12 protein-coding genes are annotated in these 17,831 nt (G+C 69.9%); 6 read left to right on the forward strand and 6 right to left on the reverse strand.

Annotated elements, in window-relative coordinates:
* The first annotated feature begins 116 nt into the window (after window positions 1–116).
* From OHS70_RS10600 to OHS70_RS10615, 4 genes are all read left to right on the forward strand, one after another.
* Window positions 117–3,389, forward strand: coding sequence for a sensor histidine kinase (locus OHS70_RS10600; protein ID WP_328396051.1), 3,273 nt, complete (start codon window positions 117–119; stop codon window positions 3,387–3,389).
* A gap of 10 nt (window positions 3,390–3,399) precedes the next feature.
* Complete coding sequence (locus OHS70_RS10605; protein WP_006127847.1) at window positions 3,400–3,813, forward strand: roadblock/LC7 domain-containing protein; 414 nt, start codon at window positions 3,400–3,402, stop codon at window positions 3,811–3,813.
* A gap of 96 nt (window positions 3,814–3,909) precedes the next feature.
* Window positions 3,910–4,491: a DUF742 domain-containing protein gene (locus OHS70_RS10610; RefSeq protein WP_328396053.1), complete on the forward strand. Its 582-nt coding sequence runs from the start codon at window positions 3,910–3,912 to the stop codon at window positions 4,489–4,491.
* Entirely contained in the window at window positions 4,472–5,053 is a 582-nt protein-coding gene (locus tag OHS70_RS10615) for a GTP-binding protein (protein ID WP_050791473.1), read from the forward strand. Before OHS70_RS10610 ends, OHS70_RS10615 begins: the two co-directional genes overlap by 20 nt.
* A 426-nt stretch (window positions 5,054–5,479) precedes the next feature.
* Here the strand turns inward: OHS70_RS10615 and OHS70_RS10620 are convergent, their stop codons facing one another.
* Both OHS70_RS10620 and OHS70_RS10625 read right to left on the reverse strand, forming a co-directional pair.
* On the reverse strand, window positions 5,480–5,686 hold the full coding sequence (locus OHS70_RS10620) for an acyl-CoA carboxylase subunit epsilon (RefSeq protein WP_328396055.1): 207 nt from the start codon (window positions 5,684–5,686) through the stop codon (window positions 5,480–5,482).
* Window positions 5,687–5,725: 39 nt separating this feature from the next.
* Entirely contained in the window at window positions 5,726–7,336 is a 1,611-nt protein-coding gene (locus OHS70_RS10625; protein ID WP_328396057.1) for an acyl-CoA carboxylase subunit beta, read from the reverse strand.
* A gap of 630 nt (window positions 7,337–7,966) precedes the next feature.
* Between OHS70_RS10625 and OHS70_RS10630 the strand changes: the two genes are divergently transcribed.
* Window positions 7,967–8,593 (forward strand): YceI family protein, encoded by a 627-nt coding sequence (locus OHS70_RS10630; RefSeq protein WP_328396059.1) that lies wholly within the window; start codon window positions 7,967–7,969, stop codon window positions 8,591–8,593.
* A gap of 95 nt (window positions 8,594–8,688) precedes the next feature.
* Here the strand turns inward: OHS70_RS10630 and OHS70_RS10635 are convergent, their stop codons facing one another.
* The 4 genes from OHS70_RS10635 to OHS70_RS10650 all read right to left on the reverse strand — a co-directional run bounded on the left by OHS70_RS10635 (window position 8,689) and on the right by OHS70_RS10650 (window position 15,607).
* A complete protein-coding gene (locus OHS70_RS10635) occupies window positions 8,689–9,888 on the reverse strand; it encodes a S8 family peptidase (protein ID WP_328396061.1) in 1,200 nt (399 codons plus the stop codon).
* Window positions 9,889–10,035: 147 nt separating this feature from the next.
* Window positions 10,036–11,388, reverse strand: coding sequence for a hypothetical protein (locus OHS70_RS10640; protein WP_328396063.1), 1,353 nt, complete (start codon window positions 11,386–11,388; stop codon window positions 10,036–10,038).
* 55 nt (window positions 11,389–11,443) lie between these two features.
* Window positions 11,444–14,530: a glycoside hydrolase family 3 N-terminal domain-containing protein gene (locus OHS70_RS10645; protein WP_328396065.1), complete on the reverse strand. Its 3,087-nt coding sequence runs from the start codon at window positions 14,528–14,530 to the stop codon at window positions 11,444–11,446.
* A 90-nt stretch (window positions 14,531–14,620) separates the two neighbouring features.
* A complete protein-coding gene (locus OHS70_RS10650) occupies window positions 14,621–15,607 on the reverse strand; it encodes a LacI family DNA-binding transcriptional regulator (RefSeq protein WP_328396067.1) in 987 nt (328 codons plus the stop codon).
* A 244-nt stretch (window positions 15,608–15,851) separates the two neighbouring features.
* On the opposite strand from OHS70_RS10650, the gene OHS70_RS10655 reads away from it, so the two are divergent.
* Window positions 15,852–17,726, forward strand: a complete 1,875-nt coding sequence (locus tag OHS70_RS10655; RefSeq protein ID WP_328396069.1) for a ricin-type beta-trefoil lectin domain protein — start codon at window positions 15,852–15,854, stop codon at window positions 17,724–17,726.
* The last annotated feature ends 105 nt before the right edge of the window (window positions 17,727–17,831 follow it).

A 17,831-nucleotide genomic window follows, 5' to 3' on the forward strand; every position in this document is an offset into this window, starting at 1 on the left:
CAGGTGTTTGGAACGGGACCCTTCGACGTGCTGAAATTCTCGAACTCCCGAGTAGTACGGCTCTGAACGAAAAAACGGCACAACCTAGGTGCCGACGCCGAGAGGTTGTTGGTCGAGTGAGGCGAAGCAAGAACAGCTCCGCAGAGCAGCAGGCGCGGGGCAACTTCACCCCGCCGCCGCGCACAGCGGCGTCGCCTGTGGATGTGTCGGGTACCTCCGGTGCTTCCCCGGCCGCCGGCAGCACAAGCCGGCTGTCCCCGCGCAACTGGCGGGTACCGACCCGCCTGAACGCGATCCTGCTCATCCCCGTCATCGTCGGACTGGTGATGGGCGGCTTCCAGGTCAAGACCTCGATCGACACCTGGAGCGAAGCGCAGGACGCCGAGAAGACGGCGCTCGTCGTGCGTGCTGCCTCCGAGTACGGCCAGGCGCTGCTGAACGAGCGTGACCTGACGGCCCAGCCTCTGCTGCTGGCCACCAGTGCCGACGCCCGCAAGGGTCCCGTCATCCGTGACGCGTACGCGAACACGGATGCCGCCAAGGCCAAGTTCGACAAGGTCATCGAGCAGATGCCGCAGACGGAAGGCCTCAAGCGCCGTCTGAACCTGTTCCGCAAAGCGGAGCCGTCGCTCGAGAAGCTCCGCGGGGCCGCCTACACCAAGGCGCTCGACCCGGTGCAGACCGAAGAGGGCTACGTCGCCGTCCATCACTACCTGATGGAGTTCTCCAACGAGCTCGGCCTCGGCACCGGCAACATCACCAGCTACGGCCGTACCGTCTACGCCGTCCAGCTGGCCAAGGCCGCCACGTCCCTGCAGCGCTCCATCGGCATGCACCTGCTGGTCCGGCCCAGCAAGGACCAGGGCGTCCTCAATCGCCAGCTCGTGGCGTTCAACTCGTACAACTACCTCGAGCAGATCGCCATCGGCGAGTACGTCTCCGGCGGTACGCAGGCCGAAGTGGACCGGCTCAAGGAGGTCATGACCACCAAGGCCGCCGAGGGCAAGAAGCGGCTGGCGGCCGCGGGGCTGACTCCCCCTGAGGGTCAGGACGGTTCCGTCCTGACCGGCATGGCCACCCAGATCGGCCAGGGCGTGTCGCCCGACAAGCTCAAGACGCAGGACATCACGCCCCAGACCTGGTTCGGCGGATCCACCGCGAAGTTCGACGGCTACACCGAGATCGAGAAGAGCCTCGTCGACCGGGCCGTGGAAGAAGCGGCGGCCATCTCCGACGACGCCAAGAGCGACGCCATCGTCAACGGCGCCATCGTCGTCATCGCCCTGCTGACCGCCTTCATCCTGGCCGGTCTCATGGCCCGCCAGATGAGCCGCTCGATGCGCCAGCTGCGCACCGCCGCCTTCGGTATCGCCGAGCAGCGTCTTCCGATGCTGGTCGACCAGCTCTCGCGCACCGAGCCGGGCCGGGTCGACACCCGGGTCCAGCCGATCCCGATCGACACCCAGGACGAGATCGGCGAGGTCGCCCGCGCCTTCGACCAGGTCCACCGCGAGGCCGTCCGGCTCGCCGCCGAGCAGGCCATGCTCCGTGGCAACGTCAACGCGATCTTCACCAACCTCTCGCGCCGCAACCAGTCGCTGATCGAGGGCCAGCTGACCCTGATCACCGACCTGGAGAACAACGAGGCCGACCCGGACCAGCTGGAGAACCTCTTCAGGCTGGACCACCTGGCGACCCGTATGCGCCGCAACGGCGAGAACCTCCTCGTCCTCGCGGGCGAGGAGCCCGGCCGGCGCTGGAACCAGCCGGTTCCGCTGGTCGACGTGCTGCGCGCCGCCTCCTCCGAGGTGGAGTCCTACGAGCGCATCGAGCTCACGGGCGTCCCGGAGACGGACATCCACGGCCAGGCCGTGACCGACCTCGTGCACCTGCTCGCCGAGCTGCTGGAGAACGCGACGACGTTCTCCTCCCCGCAGACCAAGGTTCGCGTGACGGCCACCCGGCTGCCCGACGGTCGCGTCATGATCGAGATCCACGACAAGGGCATCGGCCTGACGGCCGAGGACTTCGCCGACATCAACCACAAGCTGGCCAACCCGCCGACGGTGGACGCCGCCGTCTCGCAGCGCATGGGCCTGTTCGTGGTCGGCCGACTCGCCGACCGGCACGGCGTCCGCGTCCAGCTGCGCCCCTCGGGCGAGCAGGCCGGCACCACCTCTCTCGTCATGCTTCCCGACGCCATCACCCACGGTGGCGGCGGCGAGGCACTGCCCGAGGACGACTTCACGGTCTCCTCGATCATCCCGGAGCAGCTGCAGCAGTCGTACGAGTCGTACGAGTCGTACGACAGCCCCCCGATGCGCACGGCGGCGGAGCTCGGCTTCGACGACTCCCGCTACGAGCAGCCCGCGGACTCCTCACAGCTCGACCCGGTCGGCCGCTCGCTGGCCCGCGAGGAGCGGCGTGCCGCCCTCGAGGCCCAGGCGCACGGCGGTGAGCGCCCGCTCTACCGCGACGAGCAGGGGTACGCCCAGGACGAGCAGGGGTACGCCCAGGACGGTCAGGGATACGCCCAGGACGGTCAGGAGTACGGCTCCGGGTACGACCAGGGCTACTCCCAGGACTACGCACAGGACCAGCAGACGGCGTACGACGACTACCAGGCACCGGGCGGCTACCCCGAGACCCAGGAGTCTGCGCAGCACTCGGCAGAGGCCTATACGGAAGCCGGCTACCAGGCTCCGCAGGGCTCCCAGCCGCAGTACGACGCCTCGTACGACTCTCCGGCCCATCAGTCGGAGTGGTCGGCTCAGGACGGCTATCAGACCGCGTACGAGCCGGAGTACCGGACCGAATCGGAATCTGCCCCGGACGCTCCCACGAGCGCGCCCGAGCGCGTAGGCTTTGATCGTCCGGGACCCTCTCCGAGCAACAGCCACGAGCGGACGACCTCCGGCCTTCCCAAGCGCGGCAGCAGCCAGCCGTCGCAGCAGTGGCAGCAGCCCGCCGAACAGGCGCCGCAAGCTTCACCGAGCGGGCGGCCCACCATCGGCGGCCGCGGCACCGGCTTCGGCTTCGGTACCTCCTCCGACTCAGGCTCCGACACCGGCTCCGGCCCCGGCGAATGGCGTTCGAAGAACGACGAGCGCTGGCAGCGGGCGGAGAAGCTTCGCGACCCGAAGGCGGGAGGAGTCACCTCCTCCGGTCTCCCCCGGCGCGTGCCCAAGGCCAACCTGGTCGAGGGCACCGCGGAGCAGACGCCGCAGGGCGGCCCCCAGGTCTCCCGCGCCCCCGAAGACGTGCGCGGCAGGTTGAGCAACCTGCGTCGCGGCGTCCAGAAGGGACGCAACGCGGGGACGGACACGAACGGACCGGCCACTTACGATCGACAGAGTGGCCCGGGTAGTACCTACAACCAGGAGCGTTAGTGTGAGCCCGATGAGCCAGGCGGCGCAGAATCTGAACTGGTTGATCACCAACTTCGTGGACAACACCCCTGGGGTGTCCCACACCGTGGTGGTCTCCGCCGACGGACTCCTGCTGGCGATGTCCGAAGGTTTCCCGCGCGACCGCGCCGATCAGCTGGCGGCTGTCGCCTCCGGTCTGACCTCGCTGACCGCTGGAGCATCCCGGATCTTCGAAGGCGGCGCTGTCAACCAGACAGTTGTGGAGATGGAGCGCGGCTTCCTCTTCATCATGTCCATCTCCGACGGATCCTCGCTGGCCGTTCTGGCCCACCCCGATGCCGACATCGGCCTGGTGGGCTACGAGATGGCCCTCCTGGTGGACCGTGCAGGCAGCGTGCTCACCCCGGACCTGCGGGCGGAGCTCCAGGGAAGTCTTCTCAACTAACAGGCAGACAGTGCGTTTCACGCCACCGCACCGTAAGGTGCGGTGGCGCGGCTCCACAGGGACAGGGACCGGCGACCGGCAGTCGGAGGAGGAAACGTGGCAACACCCCCAGGCGGACGCCCCTATGAAGGTGGTCATCAGCCTTCGGGCGATCACTCGGCGAACCGCTTCAACTTTCCTTCGACGCCGAGCAGACAGGGCGCTCAGGGGCCCTATCAGCAGCAGCAGTCTCCGTACGACCCGTCGTACGACCAGCCGATGGGCCCGGGGGGACACCCCCGGATCCAGCCGGTGCAGCCGCGGAAGGCTCCTCAGCCGTCGCCGGCATCGGGCGGCAGCAACCCGTTGGTGCGCCCGTACGCCATGACCGGCGGCCGGACCCGGCCGCGCTACCAGCTCGCCATCGAGGCGCTGGTGAGCACCACGGCCGATCCGTCCAGGCTGCAAGGGCAGTTGCCCGAGCACCAGCGGATCTGCCGGCTGTGCTTCGAGATCAAGTCGGTCGCCGAGATCTCGGCCCTTCTCTCCATCCCCCTCGGCGTTGCCCGGATCCTCGTCGCCGACCTGGCGGAGGCCGGACTTGTCGCCATTCACCAGCCCGGCGGCGACGAGTCCGCCGGCGGCCAGCCAGCCGTGACACTGCTCGAAAGGGTGCTCAGTGGACTTCGCAAGCTCTAGCGGCGGTGCAGCCCGCTCAACCACCAGCGCGAAGATCGTGGTGGCGGGCGGCTTCGGCGTGGGCAAGACCACGTTCGTCGGCGCCGTCTCGGAGATCAACCCGCTGCGTACCGAAGCCGTCATGACGTCCGCATCGGCCGGCATCGACGACCTCACCCACACCGGCGACAAGACCACCACCACGGTGGCCATGGACTTCGGCCGCATCACCCTGGACCAGGACCTGATCCTGTACCTCTTCGGCACCCCGGGCCAGGACCGCTTCTGGTTCATGTGGGACGACCTGGTCCGCGGCGCCATCGGCGCCGTCGTCCTCGTCGACACCCGCCGGCTCGCCGACTGCTTCCCCGCGGTCGACTACTTCGAGAACAGCGGCCTGCCGTTCGTCATCGCCCTCAACGGCTTCGACGGACACCAGCCCTACAACCCGGAGGAAGTCCGCGAAGCACTCCAGATCGGCCCCGACACCCCGATCATCACCACCGACGCCCGCCACCGCGCGGACGCCAAGAGCGCCCTCATCACGCTCGTCGAGCACGCCCTCATGGCGCGCCTGCGGTAGGTCCGCACCGGATCCCTGTCCGGCCGTGGGAAAGGCTCCGCACTCCGAAAGGAGTGCGGAGCCTTTCCTCGTGGCCGCCGGATCACCCTGGCCTGCCTGCCCGGAGCGAACGACCTCCCCAAGGCCTGTGTCTGTGCACGCCCTTGGGCGTCACGGGGGGGGCGAGTCACCGACGACCCTGGCACTCTTTGTGACCGTCGGCGTCCCGGCCCGCGCTGCGGCACGCCCCGCCGTACCCGGCTACGACGGCCGACCGCCGGCGGCACGCCGAGCGGTGTCAGGGGACGGCCTTCGGCGGCCTGAGCCGGGACGCAGTGCCGCAGGAGGCCAGGGGCCGTCAGACGACGGCTGGGAACGCGCAGGGCCCCCGCTCGCAGTCGCGCGAGCGGGGGCCCTGCGGCGGCCTCGAGAGGCCGTACGGGTGTGTCAGCCCTGCCAGCTGTGGGCCGCGCGGAAGCCCGGCTGGCGCTCCAGCCGGCGCCAGCCGGCCGTGGAGCGGCCGCGGTGGGGCTGGGGAGTGGTGGTGGACGCTGCACGGGCCAGGAGGACCGCGGTGATGGCCGCCAGTTCCTCAGGGGCCGCCTGGCCCTTCTCGACGCGCAGGAGGGAGGAGGAGTCGGTCGGAGTGCTCATGAGCTTCGTGGCTCCAGTCTCGTCAGTCTCGTCGCAGGGTCACTGCGGGGGGTTGCCGTGCTTGCGCGACGGCAGGTCTGCGTGCTTGGTGCGGAGCATCGCGAGCGAGCGGATGAGCACCTCGCGGGTCTCGGCCGGGTCGATGACGTCGTCGACCAGTCCGCGCTCCGCTGCGTAGTAGGGGTGCATCAGCTCGGCCTTGTACTCCTTGACCATTCGCTTGCGCATGGCCTCGGGGTCGTCGGCGTCGGCGATCTGCCGGCGGAAGATGACGTTGGCGGCACCCTCGGCGCCCATCACCGCGATCTCGTTGGTCGGCCAGGCGTAGGTGAGGTCCGCGCCGATGGACTGGGAGTCCATGACGATGTACGCACCGCCGTACGCCTTGCGCAGGATCAGCGAGATCCTCGGCACCGTGGCGTTGCAGTACGCGTACAGCAGCTTCGCCCCGTGCCGGATGATTCCACCGTGCTCCTGGTCGACGCCCGGCAGGAAGCCGGGCACGTCCAGCAGGGTGATGATCGGGATGTTGAAGGCATCGCACATCTGCACGAAGCGCGCTGCCTTCTCGGAGGCTTCGATGTCCAGGACACCGGCCAGGGACTGCGGCTGGTTGGCGACGATGCCGACCACCTGACCGTTGAGCCGGGCGAGCGCGCAGATGATGTTGCGGGCCCACCGCTCGTGAATCTCGAGGTAGTCGCCGTCGTCGACGAGCTCCTCGATGACCTTGTGCATGTCGTACGGGCGGTTGCCGTCCGCCGGGACCAGGTCGAGCAGCACGTCCGAGCGACGCTCGGACGGGTCGTCCGCCTGGACGGACGGCGGGTTCTCCCGGTTGTTGGAGGGCAGCATCGAGAGCAGGTAGCGCACCTCGGCGATGCAGGTCTCCTCGTCGTCGTACGCGAAGTGCGCGACGCCCGAGGTCTCGGCGTGCACATCCGCGCCACCCAGCCCGTTCTGGGTGATCTCCTCACCGGTGACCGCCTTGACGACGTCCGGGCCGGTGATGAACATCTGCGAGGTCTCGCGGACCATGAACACGAAGTCGGTGAGCGCCGGCGAGTACGCCGCGCCGCCCGCGCACGGGCCGAGCATCACGCTGATCTGCGGGATGACGCCGGACGCCCGGGTGTTGCGCTGGAAGATGCCGCCGTATCCGGCGAGCGCGGAGACGCCTTCCTGAATACGGGCGCCGGCTCCGTCGTTCAGGGAGACGAGCGGCGCGCCGGCCGAGATGGCCATGTCCATGATCTTGTGGATCTTGGTGGCGTGGGCCTCGCCGAGCGCGCCGCCGAAGATCCGGAAGTCGTGCGCGTAGACGAAGACCGTACGGCCCTCGACCGTGCCCCAGCCGGTGATGACACCGTCGGTGTACGGCTTCTTGGCCTCGAGACCGAACCCGGTGGCCCGGTGCCTGCGCAGTTGCTCGACCTCGCGGAACGAGCCCTCGTCCAGCAGCAGCTCGATACGCTCGCGGGCGGTCAGCTTGCCCTTGGCGTGCTGGGCCTCGGTGGCACGGTCGCTGGGTCCGCGCCGGGCCTCCTCGCGGCGGGCGTGCAGCTCGGCCACGCGGCCGCGCGCGTCGACGGCCTCGACGGCGTCGACGACCTCGGCTGCGTCGCTGGTGGTCTCGTCCAAAACGGTCATGCATCGACCCTACGGATCAGACCAAGAAAACCCTGCCGTCCACTCCGTACAGTCTCGCGCCCGATCTGCTGTCGGTGTCCCACAGAACCATTTCGCACTGAGCGTCATTCACCATCCGGGGATGGCCTGCCGTTGTGGAGGTCTTACAACACTGTTCAGCCGAGCGTCACCTCATACGCCTGCCCCGTCCCGGCGATTCCCGGGGACGTGCAGCCGAGGCACCCCGCCCTGCGGCAAGCGCCTCGGCGGACGCATCCTTGCTGATCACCGGCCCTGCGCGACAGCCGGGGACCTTCACAGGGGGCGCGTGGGCACGCCGCGACGGGCGGCCCACCTTACCGAGCCGCCAGAAGTTCGCGGCCGTTGACCCAAGCGGGTGATCGACCACCGCCCGGCAGGCGGCTCACGAGGCACCGGGACCGGGGACGACCAGGCATCCGAGACGAGCGCGAGCGCACTGAGAGCGGAGCGGCATTTCATTGCGGGGCCTCCTGCCCGTGACCGGGGGCCTCGACGACTCCTGGAGTGAAACTTCCCCGAAGATGTTGAACTTTGAACGGAATGCGTCTACAGTCAATTTCGTTGAAGCTTAAACAACAGCGCTCCGGCGCCCGTCCCCAGGGAGCAGTCATGGGTCTCTTCAACCGCAAGAACACCGACGTCACCGTCTCGCAGGCCGTCTCCACCCTGGAGGTGGACCCGGCACTGGCGGCACTGAGCGGCGACTACACCATCGACCCCGCGCACAGCAGCATCGGTTTCACCGTCCGTCATGCCATGGTCACGAACGTCCGGGGCAGCTTCGGCTCCCACGAGGGCACCCTTTCGCTGGACGGCGCGGACCCCTCCCGCTCCACCGCCGCGATCGACGTCGACATCGCCAGCATCGACACCGGCATCGCCGACCGCGACGGCCACCTGCGCAGCGGTGATTTCTTCGACGCCGAGAAGTTCCCGAGGATGAGCTTCCGCTCCACCGGCGCCGAGCAGCTGGGCGGCGACAAGTACCGGATCACCGGCGATCTGACGATCAAGGACGTGACCCGTCCGCTCACCATCGACCTGGACTTCAACGGCTCCGCCACCGACGCGTACGGCAACGAGCGCGTGGGCTTCGAGGGCGGTACCGAGATCCTGCGCTCCGACTGGGGCCTGACCTGGAACGCGGCGCTGGAGGCCGGCGGCGTGATGGTCAGCGACAAGGTGAAGCTCACCTTCGACATCTCCGCGATCAAGGCCGCGCCGCAGGCCGCCTGATCCGACCGCACGCACCACCTGACGTGCGCACCGCCACGGCGGGGCCGGGAGCCACCCGGCCCCGCCGGCCTGCGTCACGGGGTCTGCGTCGTCTCTCAGAGTCCGTCGGTGAACAGCAGACGGTTGGGCGAGCTGTCGCCGGTGGCTGCCACCACGTCCTTGGTGGACTGGTCGGCCAGCCAGTCGGCGACCTCCGCCACGGACGCGGCCGGGTGCGCCGACTTGTAGAGCGCGGCGACACCCGCGACGTGCGGCGAGGCCATGGACGTACCGCTCAGAGTCCGGGCACCGCCGCCGAGCCTGGCCGAGACGATGGAAGCACCAGGGGCGTACAGCCACAGGCATGCGCCGTAGTTGGAGAAATCCGTCTCCTTGTCGGAACGATTGGTCGCGCCGACGGTCACCGCGCGCTCCGCGGACGCCGGGGAGATCTGGCAGGCGTCCTGCGAGGAGTTGCCCGCGGCGACCACCGGCAGGACGCCGCTGTCCGCGACGGCGGTGGCCGCGCTGTTCACCGCGAAGGACCTGCCGCCGCCGAGCGAGGCGTTGAGCACGGCCGGCTGCCGGGCGTTGGCGGCCACCCAGTCGAACCCGGCGATCACCCCCGACCAGCTGCCCGAGCCCTCGCAGCTGAGGACCCGGACGCTGACCAGGGTCGCCTTGCGGGCCACACCGTACGTACTGCCGCCGACGGTGCCGGCGACATGGGTGCCGTGACCGTTGCAGTCCGCGCCTCGCCGCCCGTCACCGACGGAGTCGTAGCCGAACACCGCGCGCCCGCCGAACTCGGCGTGGGCGTAGTCGATACCGGTGTCGAGGATGTACACGAGGGTGCCCTGCCCGTCGCCGCTCGCGGTGAACGAGCCGCTGAGCGGCAGACTCCGCTGGTCGATGCGGTCCAGGCCCCAGGAGGCGGCCCGCGCCCGGGGGACGCCGCCGCCCGTCTCGAAGGCCGTCACCTTGGCGTCCTCCTCGACGGACATGACGCCTGGCGTCCGGCGCACCGTCTGCAACTGGGACGGGTTGAGTGCGGCCGCGAAACCTCGCATGGCCGACGTGTAGGTGAAGAGGGGCTTGACGCCGAAGCGGCCGGGCACCTCGGCCGCGGCAACGGTCTTGCTGAGGCGCACGATGTAGTGGCCGGGCACGGCGTTGGCCGAGCGGTGCAGCGGGGCGAGCCGGGGGACGGGGGCGGGGTCGGACTGGGCGGCGGCCGGGAGGGTGGCGGCAGCGGTCATCACCGCGGTGGTGACCGCTGCCGCCACGAGGGCGCAGAACCTCGTTCTCTTTCGCATGGGGACGAGGCAAGCACCGCGGCCGATCGCGATCAATCACCGACCGTGGCTATTAACTACTTTCGGTAGTGAAGTCGTTCCCTGCCCCGCCGATTGCCGTACAGGCAGGACGGGCACAGGGGCGGTGCACCCCGGGCCGGACAGGGCCTAGAACCCGCCGCCCCCGTCGAAGCCACCGCCGCCGCCCCAGTCACCGCCGCCGCCCCAGCCCCCTCCCCCGCCGAAGTCGGAGGAGTTGAAGTCGCCGCCGGAGTAGTCACCGCCCGAGTAGTCACCGAAGTCGCCGCCGCCGTACTCGGCGGCGTACGCCGGGGTAGAGAGCATGCTGCCGAGCACCGTGCCCGCCAGCAGGCCGGGCAGGAGGCCGCCGCCGAAGTAGCCGCCCGCCCACGGGCCGTACGCCGGGCCCGCCTCCCAGTAGGGCCTGCGGCCGTAGTCCGTGTCGACGGTGCGGGCCATCGGGTCCTGGCCGGACTCGAGGCGCGCCGCGTCCGCCGCGCAGACGGGGACATCGCGGGCGGTGCCGGCGGCCGGGGACCAGGAGACGTCGGCGACCGAGGGTCCGTGGCGGGGGTCGAAGAAGCAGGGCGCGCGGCGCTCGGGCACCGGCCTGTCCTCGCGACGTGCGGCCAGCACCACCAGCGAGTGGCGGCCGTCCTCCAGTGCCTCGGTGACCGCGCGCACGTCGGAGGGGTGCTTGGCCGCGCCCATGCGCGATTTGGCCGTGTCGTAGGAATCCAGCGCCCGCTCGTAGTCGGCGCGCATCGTGTCGTCGGCGCCCTTCTCCGAGGGGTGGAAGTCGAGGCGGTCGAGTTCCTCGCCGAAGGCGGTGATGTCCTCGTCGACCACCACGCGGAGCTTCTCGAGTGCGGCCCGCTCCTCCTCGGACTTGCGGCGCCGCTTGCCGCGGACGACCACGAATGCGGTGGTGCCCCCGGCGGCGAGGACCGCTCCGAGGGTGATCAGGCCGGCGGCGCTCACTCCGCCGTCGACGCCCGGGCCGGTGTTCCAGGAGGCGGGGGCGCTGCCGCGGGTCTGCGGGAGCGCCTGGTCGACGAAGTTGTCGAGCTGGGTGGCCGCGTCCACCGGGCCGGTCGCCTTCACCGCGTCGGTGAGGTTGTCGACGGCCTGGCGTGACATGACGCTGCGGTCCGCTCCCGCGTCGAAGCCGTCGCCGAGCCGGATGGCGTACAGGCCGGTGATCCCGGTCTCGGTGCGGACGGTTCGCAGAATGCTGTCCGCCGGGAAGGCGGAGGTCTCGGGCAGCACGGCGACGAAGACCGGCTTGTCCGCGTCCTTGATCTTCTGGGCCAGGGCGTCGGCCTCGGCCGGGGACAGCTGGCCCGCGGCGCCCGGGTCCACGTAGACGGGGCCCTCCTTGAGCGCCTCGGCCACGGTCTCGGGACCGGTGGCCGCGGGCGCCCCCGGCGCCGCCCCGAGGGCGGCTGCCGAGAGCGCGAGCAGCAGACCGGACAGTGCAGTGAACAGCCTGGTCTTCATATCATCGAAACTACCTGAAAGGGGTTGATTTCGGGCGTCTGTCGAGGTATGGGTTTCAGGCCGCCCGGTAGGCCTGGGTCAGCTTGGCGACCGCACCGGCCGGACGGCCCGCGAGCAGCAGACGGTCCGCGTCGGCGAAGGGCTTCGCCGACGCCTCGGTGAGATGACCGCCCACCCTCTGCTGGGTGATCAGCCTGGCCAGGGTGACCAGCTCCCTCGCCTCGGGGGACCTCGCCCGGCCGGTCGCCTCCAGGACCTTCGCCGCGATGCCGATCGCCTTGAGGGTGAGCTCGCCGCCGGCGGGTGTCTTCCGCAGCGTGGTCAGGCCCCAGCCGTAGGGGAACTGCGGATCGTACGACGCGTCACCGACGTTGATCGGCAGCTGGGCCTCGGACTTCGGCCAGGTGACCGGAAGCTGTCCGGTGAACGGGCGCCTGCCGTACAGGACGTCGGCGACCCCGTCGCCCTCGGTGCCCGGCAGCCAGGAGGCGACGAGCGCGTCGATGCCGCCGAGCCGGTCGCCGATGAGCTGAGGGCGGCCGGACACGACGAGCACCGCGCACTTCATCGCTGCGCACACCTTGTCGACGGCGGCCTTGTCCGCGGCACCGAGCTCCAGGTCGTGACCGTTGCCCACATCGCCGATGCCCTCGGCGTACGGTGTCTCGCCGACGACGATCACCCCCACGTCATGGCCGCCGGTCGCCGCGGATGCGTCCTTGGAGTAGGTGATCTCCCTGTCGGGGGCTGCCTTCCTCATGCCCTCGAGGATGGTGGTGCCGGTGGTGATCCTCCCGGAGGAGCCCTGCCAGCTGATGGTCCAGCCGCCGGCCTGATTGCCGAGGTCGTCGGCGTTGGATCCCGCGACGTACACCTTCTGCGACGGCTTCAGCGGCAGCACACCGCCGTCGTTCTTCAGCAGCACCTGGGACTTGGCCGCGGCCTCACGGGCCACCGCCCGGTGTCCGGGCGAGCCGATCTCCGCGAGGTGGGTGGTGTCGGCGTACGGCTTCTCGAACAGGCCCAGCGTGAACTTCTGGGTCAGGATGCGGGACACGGCGTCGTCGATACGGGCCTGGCCGATCCGCCCGGCGACCACCTCGTCCTTGAGGGTCCTGGTGAAGTCCTGGTAGTTGGTCGGCACCATGATCATGTCGAGTCCGGCGTTGACCGAGGTGCGCACATCGCTGGGGTAGTCGCCGGGGATCTGGTCGATGGCCTGCCAGTCACTGATGACAAAGCCCTTGAAGCCCATGCGATCCTTCAGGACCCCGTTGATCATCTCGGCGTTGGCGTGCATCTTCACCGGACCCCGGTCGTCGCCGAGGATGTCGAGCGAGGAGTAGGAGGGCATGACGGTGCCGGCACCGCGCTCGACGGCCTCGGCGAACGGCGTGAGGTGGACCGCCTCCAGCTCCTCCCGCGTGACCTTGGTGACGCCCTGGTCGATCGTGTACGAGCCGGTGGCCGACGAGCCGAACGCCGTGCCGCCGTCACCGACGAAGTGCTTGGCGCTGGTCAGCACCTTGTCGTTGCGGTCCAGGTCCTTGCCGGACGCCGGGCCCTGCATCCCCTTGATCACGGTCTCCATGGCGGTGACCAGCGCCGGGTCCTCGCCGAAGGCCTCGTACGAGCGGCCCCAGCGCTCGTCGCGTGTCACACACAGGCAGGGCGCGAAGTCCCACGGGATGCCGGTGGCCCGGACTTCCTTGGCGGTGACCGCTCCGGCCCTCTCCGCGACCGCCGGATCGCGGGAGGCGCCGATGCCGATGTTGTGCGGCATGATCGTCGACCCGACGACGTTGTTGTGCCCGTGCACCGCGTCCACGCCGTAGATCAGCGGGATCTGGAACCGGGTGGCCTGGGCGCGCAGTTGGTAGGCATCGACCATCCTGGCCCAGGCCTCGGGCGCGTTCGGCGTCGGCACCGAACCGCCGCCGGAGAGCAGCGAGCCGAGATCGTAGGAGGCGATGTCCCCCTGGGATTTGAGCGCGTTGCGCTCGGCCTGGGTCATCTGGCCCGCCTTCTCGGCGAGGGACATCCGCGCGAGCAGGTCGGCGACGCGCTTCTTCACCGGGAGCTTCGCGTCGAGGTACGGCAGCCCGTGCGCGTTCACGACGACCTGCGGGGACTCGGCAGGGGACTTGGCGCCGGTCACGGTGAGCTCGAGCGGGATCGTCTCGGCGGACTCGGCCGCGCCGTCCTTCCTGGTGGGGACCGCGACCGTACGGGTCTCGCCCGAGGTCGTGCCGGCCGGGAAGGTGAGCGTGCCGGAGACCGGCGTGTAGTCCGTACCGGCCTCGGCGCTGCCGCCCGCGGTGGTGTACGCGACGGTGACGGGCTCGTCGATCGGTCCGGAACCGGTGGTGGCCACGGAGATCTTCACCTGGGCGGTGCCGCCCTCGGCGACCGGGTGGACGGCCGCGTCGGTGACCACTTTGGCGCTGAGGACCGGGTCGGCCTTGCCGTACAGCTCGACGCCGTCGAGGGCGAACGAGCCGGGGGCGCCCGTCGGCAGGGTGAGGGCGTACCCCCACGTCTCGTTCAGGCCGAGAACCTGGTCGATGCCGCCGACGGGCTGGTAGTCGGCGCGGTAGACGAAGTCCATGAAGGGGAGCTCGACAAGGTGCCAGCCCTCCCAGTCGTCGGTGAAGGACGTCGTCCACAGCTCGGACGCCTCGCCGTTGGCGCCGCCGTCCTTGATCTCGAAGTGGATGCGTTTGCCCGAACCGGGCGGCAGGGGCGCGGTGTTCTGGCCGTACCACCAGAAGCGGACGCCCTTGCGGCCGGTCCAGTCGTGGGCCGGCTTGTCGAAGGCGAAGTCGTGGGTGAGTCCGCCCCAGCCGCTGATGTCGTAGCTGCCTTCGAGGACCTTGCTGCCCTCGGGGGCGTCGGCGCGCTCCTTGAGCTCCAGCTTCGGCTGGTCGTCGGCGTCGCTGCCCCAGGTGAAGATGCCTTCGGCCGGCGGGTTCGCGAAGGGGATCTCGCCCTCGAACCGGTCGACGGGCACGGGCGCCGGGTCGTCGGCCGCGGCGGCGCTCGGCAGGGCGGCGGCCAGGAGGCTGCCGAGTACCGCCGTCGCCGCCATCACCGCCGTTCCCGTCCTCGACCGGGCTCTGAATCGTGGTCGTGTTCGTGGCATGACGGCTCCTTCGGTGGTCGACGGCGTGCGGGAGCGGGCGGTGTGCCGAGGCGGCGAGACGCCTGGCCGTAGAGCAGTGCTGGGTGGTGGTCAGCGGGTGGGCGCGGAGCCCCGGACGACGAGCTCGGTCGGCAGCACGACCGGCTCGGCCGGGACCGGCCCGCCGGAGAGCCGGGAGAGCAGCAGACCTGCCGCCGTCTCCCCCATCCGGCGCATGGGCTGGCGCACGGTGGTCAGCGGGGGCTCGGTGTGCCGGGCCATGGGGATGTCGTCGAAACCGACGACGGCGATGTCGTCCGGGACGGTGCGGCCGGCGTCGCGCAGGGCCCGCAGGGCACCTGCGGCGCTGAGGTCGTTGTGCGCGAACACCGAGTCGAAGACCGTGCCTCGGGCGAGATGGCGTTCGATCGCGAGGCGACCGGAGATCTCGGTGAAGTCGCCATCGGCGATCCGGCCGGCGGGCGTCGGCATGACGTCGACGAAGCCCTCCAGCCGGTCGCGTACGCAGCCGAAGTGACGGCGGCCGGTGATGACGAGGGGCCGGGTGCGGCCGGCCGTCAGGAGGTGCCGGGCGGCGGCCGCACCGCCCTCGCGGTTGGTGGTGGCCACGGACGGGAATTCGGGGTGGTGGCCGCGGTCGTCGATCAGGACGACGGGCAGCCCGCGGCGGTGCATGGCGGTGATGGTGTCGAGGGTGTTCTCCGGTTCGACGACGAGCAGTCCGTCGAAGGCCCGGGCGGAGACCTGGCTGGTGAAGTGGTCCACGGACTCGGCGCCGCGGTTGCAGGTGAACAGCAGCAGTCCGTAGCCGGCCGCCTCGACCGTGTCGACGACGCCCTGGAGGACCTCGCCCATCCACGGCCAGGTGAGCGGAGGCGTCAGCATGCCGATCGTACGGCTGCTGCCGCGGGCCAGGCCGACGGCGCCGGAGCTGGGCACATAGCCGAGGGAAGCGATCACTTCACGAACACGGGCTGCGGTGTGGGAGTCCACATCCGCCCTGGTGTTGAGGACCCGGGAGACCGTGGTCTTGCTGACCCCCGCCTCACGTGCGACGTCGGCGATCGTGACACGCATCGAAGGGGCCTCCGTCTCGAGGTGGAACCGGTACCGGAACCGGTACCGGTGGTGCGCGGCGAGTCAATCGGCAGCGAGTCCTGTCGTCAAGACTTCACACCGAGATCGGCCGAATCCCAATTTTCATGCCGTTGAAGGGCGTTGTTCGTTCAGATCCTGAATACGCAAACCCTTGACGGACGTTCAGATCGGCAGTTCACTCACGCTTCGTCCCCCACACCTCTGCCGAGAAGGGCTTCAGCCCATGGCACGACGACCGATGAGAACGCTCCGCATCCTGCTCGCGGGAGCGCTGGCCGCGGCCGGACTGACCGGCCTGTCGGCCGGCACCGCGCAGGCCGCGGGCGAACAGGTGAACATCTGGCTGACCACGACCGACGACAGCGGCGGCCGCCATGTCACCCGCGGTCTGCAGCAGCAGACACCCGTCACCTTCCAGTCCGGCAACGGAGGTGGCGGCACGAACATCACCGTCGACGAGAACACCCGCTACCAGACCTTCACCGGCGGCGGCGCATCCTTCACGGACACTGCCGCCTGGCTGGTGAAGGGCAGCGGCGCACTGTCCCGGGCGACCCGTGACGCGACGATGAAGAAGCTGTTCTCGCCCACCGACGGCATCGGTCTCTCCTTCGTCCGCAATCCGATGGGCGGCTCGGACCTGGCCCGCTTCGGCTACACGTACGACGACATGCCGGCCGGCCGGACCGACCCGACGCTGTCACGATTCTCGATCGCCCACGATCTTCAGGACGTCCTGCCGCTGACCAAGCAGGCCGAGCAGCTCAACCCCGCGCTCACCGTCGTGGCGTCGCCGTGGACGGCGCCCGCCTGGATGAAGGACAGCGGGCAGCTGGGCGGCGGCTGGCTGAAGGCCGAGAACTACGGCGTGTACGCCTCCTACTTCGTGAAGTACCTCCAGGCGTGGCGCGACCAGGGTGTTCCGGTCGACTACGTCACGGCACAGAACGAGCCGACGTGCTGCGGCGGTTACCCCTCCATGAGCTGGAACGCCTCGGGGCTCGCCTATTTCACCAGGAGCGAGCTGCTGCCGAAGCTCCAGTCCGCCGGCCTGACCACCAAGGTGCTGGCGCACGACTGGAACTGGGACACGTACGACGCGTACGCAGCCGAGACGGTGAACGACGCGGCGGTGCGCAGCCACCCGAACTTCGGCGGCATCGCCTGGCACGGTTACGGCGGGAACGTCTCCAAGCAGACCGACGTGCACAACCGGTACCCGCAGCTGGACGCCTTCCAGACCGAGCACTCGGGCGGCACCTGGATCGCGAACCAGCAGCGCGAGGACATGACGAACATCATCGACTACACCCGTAACTGGGCGAAGTCGGTGACGAAGTGGTCCCTCGCCGTCGACCAGAACCGCGGCCCGCACAACGGCGGCTGCGGGGTCTGCGACGGCCTGATCACCGTGCACAACGGCGACGCACGGCACGGCCAGGTCGACTACACGATCGAGTACTACACGATGGGCCACCTCACGAAGTTCGTGAAGCCCGGAGCCCACCGGATCGCCTCCACGGGCAGCTCGGCCGTCCCGAACGTGGCATGGCGCAACCCGGACGGCTCCAAGGCGCTGATCGCCTACAACGACTCGTCCGACGCGCAGACGATGACGGTCAACTGGGGCGGCCGGCGGTACACGTACGCGCTGCCCGGAAGGACGTCCGCGACCTTCACCTGGTCCGGTGCCCAGTCCGGCGGCGGTTCGGAGCAGTCCGGCGCCCTGGTGGGTCTGGCAGGCAAGTGCCTGGACGTCGCGGGCGGCGCCGACGCGGACGGCACCGCGGTCCAGCTCTGGGACTGCAACGGCTCCGCGGCCCAGCGCTGGACGATCCGCTCCGACGGCTCGGTCCGGGCGCTCGGCAAGTGCCTGGACGTGACCTCGGGGTCGACCGCGAACGGCGCCAAGGTGCAGTTGTACGGCTGCAACGACTCCGGCGCCCAGCAGTGGCGGCACGAATCGGGCAGCGGCGACCTGGTGAACGTCTCGGCGGACAGGTGCCTGGACGTCACGGACAACTCGTCGGTGAACGGGGCGCGTGCGCAGATCTGGTCCTGCACGGGGGCGGTCAACCAGAAATGGCGCCTTCAGTAGCCGGACGGCCTCCTGGCCCGCCTTGTGTACTCCACCCCGAGAAGGGGTGGAGTACATGTTCATGCACCTCTCGATTCCGGACCGGGGGATCGGCCCGGCGGGCCT

The sequence above is a fragment of the Streptomyces sp. NBC_00390 genome (genome assembly GCF_036057275.1).
Taxonomy (GTDB): Bacteria; Actinomycetota; Actinomycetes; order Streptomycetales; family Streptomycetaceae; genus Streptomyces.

What these genes read in the sequence shown, in the direction of transcription:
- OHS70_RS10655 (WP_328396069.1), top strand. Translation starts at nt 15,852, where the DNA reads ATGGCACGACGACCGATGAGAACGCTCCGCATCCTGCTCGCGGGAGCG.
- OHS70_RS10620 (WP_328396055.1), bottom strand. Translation starts at nt 5,686, where the DNA reads ATGAGCACTCCGACCGACTCCTCCTCCCTCCTGCGCGTCGAGAAGGGC.
- OHS70_RS10650 (WP_328396067.1), bottom strand. Translation starts at nt 15,607, where the DNA reads ATGCGTGTCACGATCGCCGACGTCGCACGTGAGGCGGGGGTCAGCAAG.
- OHS70_RS10645 (WP_328396065.1), bottom strand. Translation starts at nt 14,530, where the DNA reads ATGCCACGAACACGACCACGATTCAGAGCCCGGTCGAGGACGGGAACG.
- OHS70_RS10630 (WP_328396059.1), top strand. Translation starts at nt 7,967, where the DNA reads ATGGGTCTCTTCAACCGCAAGAACACCGACGTCACCGTCTCGCAGGCC.
- OHS70_RS10635 (WP_328396061.1), bottom strand. Translation starts at nt 9,888, where the DNA reads ATGCGAAAGAGAACGAGGTTCTGCGCCCTCGTGGCGGCAGCGGTCACC.
- OHS70_RS10640 (WP_328396063.1), bottom strand. Translation starts at nt 11,388, where the DNA reads ATGAAGACCAGGCTGTTCACTGCACTGTCCGGTCTGCTGCTCGCGCTC.
- OHS70_RS10605 (WP_006127847.1), top strand. Translation starts at nt 3,400, where the DNA reads ATGAGCCAGGCGGCGCAGAATCTGAACTGGTTGATCACCAACTTCGTG.
- OHS70_RS10625 (WP_328396057.1), bottom strand. Translation starts at nt 7,336, where the DNA reads ATGACCGTTTTGGACGAGACCACCAGCGACGCAGCCGAGGTCGTCGAC.